Source organism: Peribacillus sp. GL_122 (genome assembly GCF_057835005.1).
Genome location: NZ_CM174415.1, coordinates 2253547 through 2267546, shown reverse-complemented (window position 1 = coordinate 2267546; position 14000 = coordinate 2253547). Strand labels below are relative to the sequence as shown.

At 38.0% G+C, this 14000-nt stretch carries 13 protein-coding genes and 1 pseudogene; all 14 read right to left on the bottom strand.

All coding sequences use genetic code 11. The features are described from left to right. Positions 1-337: 337 nt before the first annotated feature. Positions 338-1504: pseudogene (locus AC3ISB_RS11005) on the bottom strand (FMN-binding glutamate synthase family protein); the annotation flags it as partial. A gap of 394 nt (positions 1505-1898) precedes the next feature. Next, complete coding sequence (locus AC3ISB_RS11000) at positions 1899-2051, bottom strand: YfhD family protein (RefSeq protein ID WP_098373080.1); 153 nt, start codon at positions 2049-2051, stop codon at positions 1899-1901. 147 nt (positions 2052-2198) lie between these two features. Beyond that, positions 2199-2765: an ATP-grasp domain-containing protein gene (locus AC3ISB_RS10995; protein ID WP_489276385.1), complete on the bottom strand. Its 567-nt coding sequence runs from the start codon at positions 2763-2765 to the stop codon at positions 2199-2201. A gap of 13 nt (positions 2766-2778) precedes the next feature. Beyond that, positions 2779-3042 carry a hypothetical protein gene (locus AC3ISB_RS10990; protein WP_489276383.1) on the bottom strand — a complete coding sequence of 88 codons (264 nt, stop codon included), beginning with the start codon at positions 3040-3042 and terminating at the stop codon, positions 2779-2781. Between the two features lie 275 nt (positions 3043-3317). Further along, positions 3318-3620 (bottom strand): hypothetical protein, encoded by a 303-nt coding sequence (locus tag AC3ISB_RS10985; RefSeq protein WP_098373081.1) that lies wholly within the window; start codon positions 3618-3620, stop codon positions 3318-3320. A gap of 168 nt (positions 3621-3788) precedes the next feature. Next, positions 3789-5039: an ABC transporter permease gene (locus AC3ISB_RS10980; protein WP_098373082.1), complete on the bottom strand. Its 1251-nt coding sequence runs from the start codon at positions 5037-5039 to the stop codon at positions 3789-3791. Then, on the bottom strand, positions 5032-5931 hold the full coding sequence (locus tag AC3ISB_RS10975) for an ABC transporter ATP-binding protein (RefSeq protein WP_144528343.1): 900 nt from the start codon (positions 5929-5931) through the stop codon (positions 5032-5034). Before AC3ISB_RS10975 ends, AC3ISB_RS10980 begins: the two co-directional genes overlap by 8 nt. Positions 5932-6500: 569 nt before the next feature. Further along, the gene (locus AC3ISB_RS10970) at positions 6501-7262 is read right to left on the bottom strand and encodes a DeoR/GlpR family DNA-binding transcription regulator (RefSeq protein ID WP_144528344.1); all 762 of its coding nucleotides are present in this window, start codon (positions 7260-7262) and stop codon (positions 6501-6503) included. A 118-nt stretch (positions 7263-7380) separates the two neighbouring features. Beyond that, the gene (locus AC3ISB_RS10965) at positions 7381-8676 is read right to left on the bottom strand and encodes a class II aldolase/adducin family protein (protein ID WP_480338882.1); all 1296 of its coding nucleotides are present in this window, start codon (positions 8674-8676) and stop codon (positions 7381-7383) included. A 16-nt stretch (positions 8677-8692) separates the two neighbouring features. Continuing rightward, on the bottom strand, positions 8693-10150 hold the full coding sequence (gene rhaB, locus AC3ISB_RS10960) for a rhamnulokinase (RefSeq protein WP_489276380.1): 1458 nt from the start codon (positions 10148-10150) through the stop codon (positions 8693-8695). Next, positions 10150-11814, bottom strand: a complete 1665-nt coding sequence (locus tag AC3ISB_RS10955) for a ribulokinase (protein ID WP_144528347.1) — start codon at positions 11812-11814, stop codon at positions 10150-10152. Before AC3ISB_RS10955 ends, rhaB begins: the two co-directional genes overlap by 1 nt. A 95-nt stretch (positions 11815-11909) precedes the next feature. Continuing rightward, entirely contained in the window at positions 11910-12947 is a 1038-nt protein-coding gene (locus AC3ISB_RS10950; RefSeq protein ID WP_098373087.1) for an autoinducer 2 ABC transporter substrate-binding protein, read from the bottom strand. A 66-nt stretch (positions 12948-13013) separates the two neighbouring features. Further along, positions 13014-13871, bottom strand: a complete 858-nt coding sequence (locus AC3ISB_RS10945; protein WP_480339075.1) for an ABC transporter permease — start codon at positions 13869-13871, stop codon at positions 13014-13016. A 13-nt stretch (positions 13872-13884) separates the two neighbouring features. Then, positions 13885-13971, bottom strand: a complete 87-nt coding sequence (locus AC3ISB_RS10940) for a hypothetical protein (RefSeq protein WP_480339074.1) — start codon at positions 13969-13971, stop codon at positions 13885-13887. Positions 13972-14000 lie beyond the last annotated feature (29 nt).

Sequence of the window (14000 nt, the reverse complement as noted above, 5' to 3'; positions counted from 1 at the left end):
AAAAAGAAGCTACCTCCTCGGCAGCTTTTGCACTTCCATTATAATAACCAATATAGACTTACATTTATTATGCATATATTCAAATATGGACTAGGTAAAGGGTAAATAATTGATGACTAAACAAACCCTTTTTAAAGGAACTACAATTTTCATTATAAAGATATCGAGATTCGCCAAGGGATTAGTAAACTTAGCATCTCCCTCAAACAGGTTGGGTGGATATCCATCCTTCAAGGTCATTCATTCTTTAGTTAATTTTTCAACTATTTTATATTGTATATATGATTCTGTTCCTGTTTTTCGTACATTTGCTGATAGCTGCGTACACACTCAATTATTACTCTTTTGGTTTGTATTCCCAAGGTTCAAATGAAAAAGGAATTCCAATCATTTTGCAATCAATTCATCATAGGAAAACTAAATATTTTTTTGAAAACTCCTTTAAGGAGCGTTTTCATTTTCATTTCTTCTATACTTGCTGTAAAGAATTTCTCTGCTGCTTTTACTCCATCTTCTATCTTAAATTGATCCTTGAATTCACCTTGATTCCAAACAACTTGTGTAGGTGGTTCAAAGGGAAGAGCATTCAATGCTTGACTATGTGAGACAGCAAATAATATGGCAGATCCTACATAAACAGCATCAGCACCGAGTGCAAGTACTTTTAAAAAGTGCCCAGGTACTATTAGCCCTTCTGAGACAATTAAACTAATTTGACCCTTCATTTTTCTCGTTTCTAAATGATTAAACAGCCCGGACAACTGCATGTAATGTCGGTATTCCCATGTCATCGGATAAAATGGGTAGTAGTGCACCGTGTGTGGCTGCTTGGCCGCCGTCAATCGTAATGAAATCAACACCGAGTTCAATTAAATGGTCTATATCTTCTTCAATTTTTCCACCTGCCCCCATTTTCACACCAATGGGAACACCGCCAGTTATGCTCCGAAGTTCATTAACAAGTTTTTTAATATCTTTCAATGTTTGATTTTCAAAAAAATGTTCAAAAAGACTCCATCCTCATTCTCTTTAAGCCACACCACTTCATGAGCCCGACCTGTTAAATTTTCGGGTGAAATTTTTCCACCCATCCCAGCTAGTGCGCTTTGTCCGAACTTAATTTCAATCATGTCGGCAGGCTTAATAAGCTCTTCTTCCTTTGACCATTCTGTTTTTGAAAATTGTAAAATATATTTTCCTGCTTTATCTAATTCTTCAGGTATTACTCCGCCTTCTCCGGAATTAATCGCGGTTCCTACATTTTTTGCTGCTTCCGCCAAAGAAAGCCTTGTTTGTTCACTAAGTGCGATACCATAGGTCATCCCTGTAATCATAAGAGGAATTTGTTTTTTTTGCTTTTTGGTCCAATGGTTACCTTAACATCAACGTCTTCTTCACCATCAATAGGAAATGGTGTCGTTTATGCAGGGATAAAGGTAATTGGATCCAAATGCGGCCATTTTTTTGAAGAGCCAAGTGGTCGATGCAGGACGTCACCTGCTTCAGAACTAGTTTGTTTTTTTAAAAAATTAATCTTATATTCGTTCATACAACTTTATTAGAGACATACCATTATTTTTGTTGTAAAACGCATTGTGTTTAACGAATACTTGAGTTATGTAATTTTATTAGGTACATCAGGGAAAAAGTCTAGCTTCAAAGCATAAAACCGTGTTTTTTGCTCTGATCTTATACTATTGCCACATTTTTTTATTTAAAGGCACTGGTTAAATGCTGTTGATTTTTCACAAAGAAAAAAGGACCATATTAATAGGGTCCTTGTGAAACATCTTCTTCAACAAACGCAAGGTTGGTTCTATAGAAATTATTAAAAAACAGCGCGATTTGTTTTACTAAAATTTTAAAAAAGAGTGTAATCAATCACTTTTTTTGTAGTATCATTTAGGTCTTGTAGCTCTTATTTTCGCACTTTCACCTAGCTCACGCGAAAACTCTTCATTCACACGATCCGGTTCGATTTTTAAGTTATTGGGAGTTTGAGCTAATGATTTTTTTCTGCTAGATGATTTTTGATTGTTTGATCTTCCCATAATATTGCCTCCTAACTATATTTTAATCTTTATTAGTATGGCTAAGAATCACATTTATATATCTTTAGATTTGTTCATGAACGACTTTTTTCCTTATAAAATTTTTTTGGGACTGCTCCTTCTTTTACTACTACGCACCTGATAGTTCTATAAGAAAAATTTAAATTTAAGCTGAAGAGTTTTCAGTAATGACTTTTTCATTGCCTCTACAAAGTTCTTCAGTGTTTCATCAGATAATTCTAACAAGGAAAGATAGGGATTTAAATCTTCTAATTCAACTAATAAAAGTTCACCTTGTTCATTCCGACAAGCATCAACTCGTTGAATCCCCCAATCAAGATTATTCCATTCAAAAAATTTGTTTGCAAAAGTTAAATCTTCTACAATAGGTGCATATTCTTTTAATTCCCATCTTTGTTCTTTATCTGGTGCATAAAGAGCATACTGAAATTCTTTATCGATAAAATAAAATGAAACCTCATACTCAAAGTTGATAAATGGTTGTACTAATGTGTTTTTTGATTCTGAATCAACTTTATCTCTCAATTCATCTTTCGTTACAAATTCCAAACCGATTGAATCTGCACCATCTTTTGGCTTTACAATATACGTCTCTACATTAGGGAGTTTATCTAAAGAATCAAGAGTTTCTATAGTTGGAATAACAGGAAATTGAGCATTCGTTAGTTCAATTAAGTATTCCTTCCCGTTCATATCAGACTTTCCGTTAAATTAATTGTATGTTTTCAAAATATCCAGAAACTACTCTATTGCGGAATGCTTGATACGTATCCTTAAAATTCGCTACTGGACCAGCATTTCGAAATACTATTAAGTCAAAATCTTTTTCAAACGTTTCAGTGTCTTCAGGATGACAAATGCCCAACTTAAAATCTTCTCTAAGCTTCGAAGTAAGGAACAAATCCTCCTCATAATAATTTCTTCCTTTTGCTTCATAGTATAAATCTGTTACGAACAATAGTGTGTTCATTAACCCTCACCTGCTTTACATTTATTTTCATTGATTTAAAAAGGATTTAAAAACAAAAAAGGGCTGTCCTAAAAGTCAGTAAAATGACTTTTAGGGGCAACCCTTTTTCGTATTGGCTTGGTGATACTTCTTTAAGGGGTACCACCATATTTTTAAGTAATTACCATGATCGAGAAGTTTGGACTCCACTCTTAAGAACGTAAATGTGGAACCCATATATCCTCAAATCCAAAAAAGCTAATTAAAAACCGGAACTTGATTGGATAATGGGAATATTACTGTTCTTTTGAAATATTATTATTCCTTTTCTTTTTCAATAAAAGAATGATGGCAATGATAAAGGCAACTGCGCTATATATCCAGGTATACATAAAGGCAAGACCCAATCCTATATTTGCATCCATATAATCGTTTTTCACATGATCTATGGCTAAATATAAAAGCGGTGCAGCTCCAATGATGAATAGGATGACAAAGAGAACATTCTTTTTCGGATTCCTGCTTGATAAAATAATAATGATGAAGGATAGCAAGAGAAACGCTTCTGAAGCTATCGTCAACGTTACCAGATTGCTCATTATAGTTCACTCCTAATCGCGGTTTCATAAATGGAATATATTTATGTTCCCTTATATCTATGTTACTTTTCCATTTTCATTAATCTCAAAATATTTTTTATTTGAATGGTATTATCTTATTAAAAAACCTGAATACCTTCAACAGGAATGAAGGATCCAGGTTTCATGTTAATTTTTCTTTGATAATTGCAAGGCATTCTTGATGCTTTTCAGTGATTTTGAGCTTCCGTACATCAAGACTCCACCACGATAGATTTTTGCCCCGATTATTCCTAGTAAAACAATGGTTAAGATCAACACAGCAATGCTGATGGCGATTTCCCAGAATGGAACTTCAAGCATCCCTACGCGCAAGAACATGATCATTGGCGTGAAAAATGGAATGAATGATGTAATCGTAATATAACTCGCTGACGGATTCCCCAGTCCAAACATCGCAATCATGAAGGCAATGACGACTAACATGGTCATCGGTGAAATCATTTGCTGGACATCTTCAATTTTGCTGACAACGGACCCAAGACATGCCGCAAGAGTCGCGTACAGAAAATAACCAAGCAAAGCGAAGATGATCGCATAAATGATTGTTGAGATATCGGTGCTTCCGAAACCGAAAAATGAAAAGAATCCTTCATCCATACCTGTCAAGTTTTGTTTAATCGAGAAATAGCCCACTCCAAAAAATAAAATCATTTGCGTAAGACTAAGCAAAGCAACACCCATTATTTTGGCAAACATCTGTGTTACTGGCGGGACACTTGAAATCAGGATTTCCATGACCCGTGAGGTTTTCTCAGTAGCCACTTCCATTGCAATCATCGTTGCATACATCAATACACCGAAGTAAATGACGAATAGGAGCACATACACGAGACCGCGTGCCTGATTGAGATCCTCTTCCGTTTTTGCATTTTTCTGAAGCGCAATCGTATCAAATGCTGGCGGCGTATTTAATTGAGCGATTTGCTGCTCTGTCAAATTCAATTCCTTCGCAGTTATTTGACCCTTCAATTGGGTAAGCGCTAAAAGCAAATCATTACTTACCGCAGAATCTGAAATTTGATTCGCTTTATACGTTCCCTTGAAGCCGACGGCTTCGTCCTTTTCGATTAACAAATAACCAACGATTTCTTCTGCGCTGACCATTTCCTCCGCTTCCTTTTCATCCTGGGCGGATATTATCGATAGGTCATCGTTCACACCTGCTACCGCTTTTTTATAAGAATCAAATAAGCTACCTTCAGTCTTATCGATGACGGCAACCTTTTCCTGATCATCACTGTCGAATTTATCAATAAGATTCGAAATATTCGTAAGGACAAGAATCAGGGCCATCATAATGATTGTAGAAATGATAAAGGATTTCGTTTTTAATTTTGATAGATATGTATGGGAAAGGACAATCCAAAAGTTATTCATAGACGGCACCCACTTTTTCAATGAAAATATCCGTCAGCGATGGTTCTTCCAATTCGAACTTCCGGACGAAACCTCTTGGAACAAGATCACGAATCATGTTCTCAGCCACATCTTCACCAGTGACTTGAAGAATTTTTCCTTCCATCGTGTTCTTTACTTTTGTTACACCTGAATAATTATCCAAAAAGGATAAATCAAAATCAGCTTTAATTGACACATTCTTTTTACCAAATGAACGCTTGATTTCTTTTAATTTTCCAGCCACAACAGGAGAACCTTTATGCATGATGCAAAGATGCTCACACATCTCCTCAACATGCTCCATGCGATGGCTCGAGAAAACGATTGTCGTACCGCTGTCCCTTAAGTCGATGACGGCTTTCTTCAGTATTTCCACATTCACGGGATCCAGTCCGCTGAAAGGTTCGTCAAGGATAAGTAATTCAGGTTTATGAATCATGGATGCGATCAGCTGGATTTTTTGCTGATTTCCCTTTGAAAGCTCTTCAACTCGCTTATCAATATACTCGGGAACCATAAAGCGGTCTAGCCAATACTCCAATTCTTTCAAAGCATCCCTTTTGTTCATCCCTCTTAATCTAGCCAAATACACAATTTGATCACGGACCTTCAGTTTTGGATATAGTCCGCGTTCCTCAGGAAGATAGCCAATCAATGAACTTGTCGTATAATCGATTTTGTTACCATCCCAGATCACTTCCCCTTCAGTCGGGTCAAGCAGGCCGAGTATCATTCGGAACGTAGTCGTTTTCCCCGCTCCGTTCCCACCTAAAAAACCGAACATTTCTTTCTCGGGAATAGTTAAATCAAGCTGGTTGACAGCTGTGAATTCCCCGAATTTTTTCGTAACTTCTTTAATTTGTAAAGCCAATGGACAACCTCCTATTATATGATTCTTAATATATGTTACCGGAAAGGTTTTCCAATTTCAACTATCACCAAGGAGCAAATAACCCTTTTCACCTTCGATTATATGCATGTTCCAGAAAAAAATTTCACTATCCACCATTTTAAAAGAAATGCAAAATTTGCAATAAGATTTTTCTGCGAATCATAGAAATGCTCCTCCCTTTCCTCCTCTTATTGCTTGACATGGAGTTATTCACATTCCCGTAACGTCTCCATCCTACCCCTAACAGCCAGTATGTCACGAAACTGAATAGCCTTATGTCACCTTTCACATCCGGTTAACTCATTTCCAACGTATACGATTGCAAAGAAAGGTATATGTCAGCTATGCTATCCATCACTTCGGCAAAATGTTCTCGATGAAATATAAATGGTGGTCATCGGTTTCTTTCAAATTTTTATCTTTCTATTCACTCTGTATAATCAAATATACAGTGTTCCAACGTAACAAAAAATAGGTTGGGTACCCAACCTATTTCCATAAATTCGTCTATTCGCTTGCGATAAATTTAAACTGATGCAAGACTGTTTTTATTTTACTATCGTCACTTTTACATGACTATTTTCAAGCATTTGTCTTGATGCTTCATCGATTTCTACATCCGTAATGATCTCATCCACTTCACTAGGCGGTACGATTAGCGAAAACGCCTTTTTTCCAAACTTTGAGGAATCCACCATCAAGATCACTGAATCCGACCTTTCAATCATTTTCTTTTTTAATAGAGCCTGCCCCTCATTAGAATCACTGAGTCCTTCTTCTAGGTGAATCCCCTTGCAAGACAAAAACGTTTTGTTGACATGATACATCGTTAATGATTTCTCTGCTATCGGACCAACAAATGATAAAGACTTTGACAGCAATCTTCCCCCTGTTGAAATAACCTCTATTTTTTCTTTTTTACTCAATTCCATAACCACTTTGGTGGAATTGGTAATAACCGTTAGCGGTATGTTTGGTAAGGCTTTTGACATATACCAGGCAGTTGTACTTGCATCTAAAATAATCCTGTCACCTTCCACTACCCGCTTTGCCGCTTCATATGCTATCACTTTTTTTTCGTTGACATTTGTTATCACTCTTTCGGAAAAATGGATTTCCGAATCATCTTCTTGCAGGCTAACCGCACCGCCGTGGCTGCGTATAAGTTTTGTTTCTTTCTCAAGCTTTTCGAGATCACGCCGGATTGTTTCCTCCGTAACTGAAAAGATCTCACTTAATTCTATAACACGAATACTCGAACGTTCATTTACGAGTTCCACAATTTTTTGGTGTCTTTGAGCTACAAGCATACCAACTTTCTCCTATCTATATAATCTTTGTTTACTTTTGTTTGTTTTTGTATTGTAACATATATTAAGCCCTCTATATAAATAGAGAGCTTAGGAACAGCCTTTTTCATTAATATCGTTATTTGGTAATTAACTTAAATCCTTCAATAATTTCTTCAATATCTTCATCACTAATATCGATTACTTCGCCAATACTTTTTGAGTACACTAATGCTTTTGCACTATATTCAGCTACTTCTAGCCTATCAAATACACTCAGTAAACTTTTTCCTGAGACAACTGCATACCCATTTTCAATTAATAGGACAGGATTATCCTCTGCTAGTTTATCGGCAATCATTCTATTATGATCTTCCCCCATTCCAAAAGGCACTTTATCTATATCCCGAAGAACAATGTAGGCCTCTGGAATTATGTGTGTATTATATTTAACATCTGTCACTGCATAGGCCATTAAAAATCTTGGGTTGGCAATGATTACCGATGTAAGCTCCGGGTTTAACTCATATATTTTTTGATGAAGTTCATAAAACTCACAGGGTTCCTTGCCAGCTTCACTAAACTCCTGATGAATAAGAACCAATTCATCTTCCTTAATATATTTACGGTCTTGTTGAGAAGGCGTGATTAAGATAGATCCATCTTTAAGTCGTGTTGAAAAGCTGCCTGAGATACTTGTAAAAAGCTGACGATCATATAACCGTTCCAATAACCTGATCATTTCTTGACGGCAAGAATCCTCTTCGACAGAATGGTGTTTCATTTCTATCTGTGTTAATTTATCCACTTTATATAAATCTATTTCTTGTAAATTTTGTTCGGTCAGTTCAAAGGGTTCCCCTATATTTCTCGCATTTATTTCCATACATGCAGTATCTTCAAGCGTTTCAAACAACATAAAGGCATCAAAAATAGTGGGTTTCCCTACCACTATACCATGATTCTCCAATATGACTGCATCCCCTCCTTTTGCAAATTCAGCCGAAATATTTTCTTTTAATTTGTCGCTTCCAGGAATCGCATAGGGTGCAACCTGAAGGGAGTCCGCTACACTCTTATATGAATGTAAAAGCAACTTTGGGTTTGGTCCCTTGCGTGCCATACTAAAGGAAACCAATGCCGGGGGATGTGCATGTACGATAGCTTTAATATCCGGCCTAGCTTCATAAATTCCCTGATGAAAGGGAAGCTCTACCGATGGTTTATGTTTCCCTATGACTGTACCGTCTTTTTTGACGCACATGATATCATTCATGGTTAATGTTCCTTTATCAATGCCCGATGGAGTAATCCAAAGGTCACCATTTTCATCTAGAATAGACAGGTTTCCTCCTGAAATTGTTGTCATGCCATACTTATAGACACGTTCCATGATCATAACAATTTGTTCGGCTGGATGCAGATTTTCTTTCATACTTTGATCACTCCTATTATTTATATTCTTTCATGGAAATTGCTTGTTTGAATTTTTCAATCAAGGATGATCCAATTTTTTCTTTTGGCTCATATTTTTTTACAAGAAACGAGTGTTGTATTAACTTACGTGCCGTTTGTAAATCGCTTATTTCATTGCCTGAAATCATTTGCACTAGTATATTCCCAATCGCTGTAGCCTCTGCTGGTCCAGCGTATATGATTTTCCCGCTAAGGTCTGCCGTAAGTTGATTAACGAATTCATTTTTCGCTCCTCCACCGACAATATGAAGTTGCTCGATTCTTTTCCCCGTTATCTCTTCTATTTGCCGAATGGACATCGCATAAATAATAGACATATTTGTAAATATACAGTTCGCTAATTCGCCCACTGTATGTGGAATCTCCTGATTCGTCTCGCGACAATACTGCTGAATTTCTTGAATCATATTTTCTGGATTTAAAAATCGTTTATCATTAAAGTTGATGAACTGCCTGCACTCATTTATTTTCTCTGCCTCAAATACAAACTGCTCGAAGTTATAGTCTTCCTTCAAATGTCTTCTGACTTCTTGAATAACCCACATGCCAATAATATTTTTCAGGAAGCGAAAGGTTCCGTATGCACCCCATTCATTTGTATAATTGTTTTTAAGGGCTAACTCATTCACGATCGGTTTATCGCTTTCAATCCCAAGCAACGACCACGTTCCGCTACTAATATAGGCCCATTCCTCTCCATTACCAGGTGAACCGACTATGGCGGAAGCAGTATCATGTGAAGCAACGATAATCACTTCTGTATCGGGAAGATCAAAAGTAGAAAAACGTTCTTTCATCAGTTTCCCTAATCGTTCTCCCGGATTAGCAAAAGGCGGGAATTGATCTTTAGATAATGCAACCAGGTTCAGTAACTCTTCATCAAACTTCTTCGTGTTTACATTCAATAATTGCATCGGAGAAGCACTTGTAACTTCTGTGACCTTTTTTCCCGTTAGGCAGTAACCTAAATAATCAGGCACAGTCATGACATTCCTGGTACCTTTCAGCTTCTTTTGATCTTCTTCGTACAATTGGTATAACGTGTTAAATGATAAGAATTGAATCCCCGTTTTTTGATAAATGATTTCTTTAGGTAGTGTTCTTGTGACCTTTTCGATTGTATTTTCGGTGCGCTTATCACGATAAGAGATAACTTCTTGCACTCTCTGTCCATCATCATCCAACAATACGTAATCCGTTCCCCACGTATCAATGCCAAGTGTACAGTGGTCGTACCCAAGCTTTTTTGCTGATTCCAACCCCTTTAAGATTTCATTCAATAAATGATCAATATCCCAAAAACATGTTTCACTTTGTTTGGTGAAGCCATTCGCAAATCGATGAATTTCTTCAATTACTAATTTCCCGTTCTCCATCTTCCCTAAGACCAGCCGGCCACTTGAAGCACCAATATCCACCGCAATATGTATCATTAGTCCACACTCCTCAATTTCTTTAAACCATACATTATGGAATTGTGATCACGGCCAAAGAAGTCATGCAGCTCTAAATAATAGGCATAGAGTTGTTTATAGATCCTTACATTTTCTTTTACCGGTATAAAAGACTCTTCTTTTACTTTTGCCATTTTAGAGGCAGCCTCCTCTATGGAATCATACCCACCATTTATACGGCCGGCAGCTGTGGCTGCGTATATGGCTGCTCCTAATGCAACCACTTGTTCCCCATCCGCGATTTTAATTTCGCGATTTAAAATATCGGCATATATCTGCATTAATAGTTTATTTTTTTGAGGTAATCCGCCACAGGCAAACAAATCGTTTATCTCTATACCATCATTCTCAAATGTTTCAAGGATTTTCCTTGTTCCAAAAGCTGTTGATTCTAAAAGTGCACGGTATATTTCTTCCGGCTTCGTAGAAAGAGTAATCCCTGCAATTACACCTGACAAGTTCGCATCCACAAGGACTGTTCGGTTGCCATTCCACCAATCTAAGGCCACTAACCCTGATTGACCAGGTATTAAGCAGAAAGCCTTTTTTTCCAATAAGCCATGTAGATTGACACCTTCTTGCTCAGCTTCTTTCTTTACATACTCCGGAACAGCTTGCTCAATATACCAGGCAAACGAATCGCCAACCGCCACCTGTCCCGTTTCATAACTGAATGATCCGGGAATGATTCCATCCTCCACTACTCCGCAAATACCCTCTACTGTTTGTTTTTTCTCAGCAATCAACATGTGGCAAGTAGAGGTTCCCATCGTCATCACAAATTGACCTGGATGGACAGCTCCCACAGCTGGAACACCTGCATGGGCATCGATTATGGCTACAGAAACAGCCGTACCAGGTTTCAACCCCATCTTCTTAGCCATCCCTACTGTTAAACCACCCGACCGCCCAGCGATGGGTAACACTTCACCACGCATTTTTGTATCCAGTATATCCAGAAGGCGTTCATCAAGAGCCGCTAAAAAAGCAGGGTCCGGATATCCATCTTCTTTATCCCAAAGTGCTTTATAACCGCTCATATTACTGCTGCGTACCAGCTCATTCGTCAGTCGGAAGGTAATCCAATCCCCGGCTTCCATAAATAGATCCGTTTCTTCATAGATATCAGGTGATTCTCGCAACACTTGCAATATCTTAGGAAACATCCATTCAGAAGAAATTTTCCCGCCATATCGTTGCAGGAATGGCTGATTCGTTGCCTGTGCAATGCGTGTAATATCATCCGCTTCTTTTTGTGCGGCATGATGTTTCCATAATTTCACCCAACTGTGAGGGTCCCTTTTCCATTTCTCATCAAAACAAAGGGGATCTCCCTTCTTATCAATTGGCAAAATGGTGCATGAGGTAAAATCGATTCCTATGCCAATCACATCATTTGCATCTACTCCACTTAACCGAATCACTTCAGGAACAGAAGTGTATAAAACGTCCAAATAATCACCTGGATGCTGGAGAGCCCAATCTTTTTCAAGTTTACGACCGTCTGGAAGCCTATTAGACATTACTCCATGACGATATGGTGTAACATGTGTTGCCAATTCATTTCCGTTCGCTATATCTACTAACAGCACTCTGCCAGATTCAGTTCCATAATCAATTCCAATTGTATATCTCTCATTCATCCCTTCAACATCTCCTAACATGCCAGTCACTCAATGATTTTTAATAAAAAGCCCCCTCTAGATAGTTGAGAGGGGACATTTTGGTCTATCAAACACTAAAAATTAAAATCAGCTGCATTGTCTTTCGTAAAATCTGTCGGTGGTCCCATGATGATTGTTTTTCCATCTTCCCACACATCAATTTCACCTACATTTTCAACTTTCAAACCATCTTCTGGTTTTTCCCCTTCAGCTAAACGTTTGGCAAGGGCAACGGTTAAATAACCTAGTTTGTCTGGCTCCCAAAGAATGGCTACATCTAGAGATCCATCTTCTAAATATGGTGAAGAGTCTTTCGGTAGAGCCGTTCCAACGACCGTAATATCATCTTGCAGTCCTTTTTCCTGAACAGCTTGGGCTGCCCCAAGAGGTGCCGGAGTAGAAAAAGCCATGATTCCTTTTAATTCAGGATTTGATTTTATTAAATCCAATGTTTTTTGGTATGCCACCTGTTGTTTTTCATCCGTCGCGATTTTATCCGAAACTAATTCAATACCAGGATAATTCTCTTCCAGTTCTTTCTTTGCTGCATCAATCCATGTGTTTAAGTTTGCAGCTGAAAGCCCCCCTGTTAAAATCGCGATTTGCCCTTTTTCAACACCCATTTGTTTTACGAGGGATTTAGCGATATGGCGACCGTATGCCTCATCGTCTATTTGATGGACGGATAATTCTACAAGGGATTGATCAGCTGGTGTATCCCAGTCCATTACAATTATTCCTTCATCCTTCGCCTTTTGAAGGACTGGTGAGAGTGATGCTGCGTCATTTGGAGCTACCGCGATTACATCCACATCTTGACTAATTAAATCTTCAATGACTTTTACTTGCTGTGCAGCATCCGGTTCCGTAGGTCCTGTGTAAATGGTTTCCACACCAAGGTCTTTACCTGCTTGAATCGCTCCTTTTTCAGAAGCATTGAAATATGGTATCCCCATTAACTTTGGAACTACGGCAATTTTCAACTTCTCATTACCACCTCCGCCACTAGTTCCTTTTTCACTGTTTCCCGTTGCTCCTTCTTGTGATACACAGCCTGCTAACAGTCCACCAGCTAAAATAGCAGTTGCCAAGATCCCCGTCATTTTCTTCATAATGATCCCCCTTGAATTTTTCTTATTTTTTCTAAAGTATTTTCAAAGATTACATGGTCCTGTACATTACGCTACAGAGTTTGAAGGTACATTCTTTTGACTTTTTTCATCTAATTTCGTTTTCACGAAGTTTATGACCAATACCGTGATTAAAATAACCCCCATCATTACAGTTACGATCGAACGCGGTACACCCATTAAGTTCAATCCACTTGATAACATTTGGAAAATGATCACTGCGTATACAGTGCCGATAACTTTGCCATAACCACCTTGAATTTCCGTTCCGCCAAGCACGGCTGCCGCTACACTTTGTAATAAATAAGAAGATCCCAGATCCACTTTTGCTGTATTATAACGGGATGTCATTATAATAGAAGCAATTGTGGCAAGAAGTGCCGCATATAAATAAACCCTCATTAATACCGTGCTATTATTTACCCCTGAAAATAATGTGGCGATCGGATTGCTTCCCACCATATAAACGCTTCTGCCCCATTTGGTTTTTGACAGCAATATAGCTGTTAATATGGAAAATAGTACAAAAATAATGATAGAAAGAGGAACGACCCCCATATAGTAACCGTTTCCAATTAAGCTATAACCCTCACTGAATCCTGAAATCGAATTTCCTTTTGTAATGCTTAAGATCACACCTTCAAAAAGGACCATCGTTCCGAGTGTCACCAGTATTGGCGAAACACCAATTTTTGAGATGAGTACGCCGTTAATCAATCCGCAGCTCAGTCCGACTAAAACACCGATTAAGATTGCGGCGAGCATTGGGTATCCGCTGCTTGCCATAAGTGCGATCGTCACGCCAGACAAAGCAGCCGTATATGTAATCGAAAGGTCAATCCCTCCAGTTACAATCACCACCATCATAGCTAAAGCGATTAAACCAAACTCCGGAAGCTGGAACATCATATTAGTTAAATTATTTGAAGAAAAGAATCCAGGTATCGAAAAACTCATTAACACAAACAAGCCTGCTGTAATTACACCTAAAGTATTTTCTTTTGATATTGATATCCGTTTCATTTTTTCACCTCT

Coding starts and splice junctions, on each gene's coding strand:
- AC3ISB_RS11000 (WP_098373080.1), bottom strand. CDS start 2,051: ATGGGAAGATCAAACAATCAAAAATCATCTAGCAGAAAAAAATCATTA.
- AC3ISB_RS10995 (WP_489276385.1), bottom strand. CDS start 2,765: ATGAACGGGAAGGAATACTTAATTGAACTAACGAATGCTCAATTTCCT.
- AC3ISB_RS10990 (WP_489276383.1), bottom strand. CDS start 3,042: ATGAACACACTATTGTTCGTAACAGATTTATACTATGAAGCAAAAGGA.
- AC3ISB_RS10985 (WP_098373081.1), bottom strand. CDS start 3,620: ATGAGCAATCTGGTAACGTTGACGATAGCTTCAGAAGCGTTTCTCTTG.
- AC3ISB_RS10980 (WP_098373082.1), bottom strand. CDS start 5,039: ATGAATAACTTTTGGATTGTCCTTTCCCATACATATCTATCAAAATTA.
- AC3ISB_RS10970 (WP_144528344.1), bottom strand. CDS start 7,262: ATGCTTGTAGCTCAAAGACACCAAAAAATTGTGGAACTCGTAAATGAA.
- AC3ISB_RS10965 (WP_480338882.1), bottom strand. CDS start 8,676: ATGAAAGAAAATCTGCATCCAGCCGAACAAATTGTTATGATCATGGAA.
- rhaB (WP_489276380.1), bottom strand. CDS start 10,150: ATGATACATATTGCGGTGGATATTGGTGCTTCAAGTGGCCGGCTGGTC.
- AC3ISB_RS10955 (WP_144528347.1), bottom strand. CDS start 11,814: ATGAATGAGAGATATACAATTGGAATTGATTATGGAACTGAATCTGGC.
- AC3ISB_RS10950 (WP_098373087.1), bottom strand. CDS start 12,947: ATGAAGAAAATGACGGGGATCTTGGCAACTGCTATTTTAGCTGGTGGA.
- AC3ISB_RS10945 (WP_480339075.1), bottom strand. CDS start 13,871: ATGTTCCAGCTTCCGGAGTTTGGTTTAATCGCTTTAGCTATGATGGTG.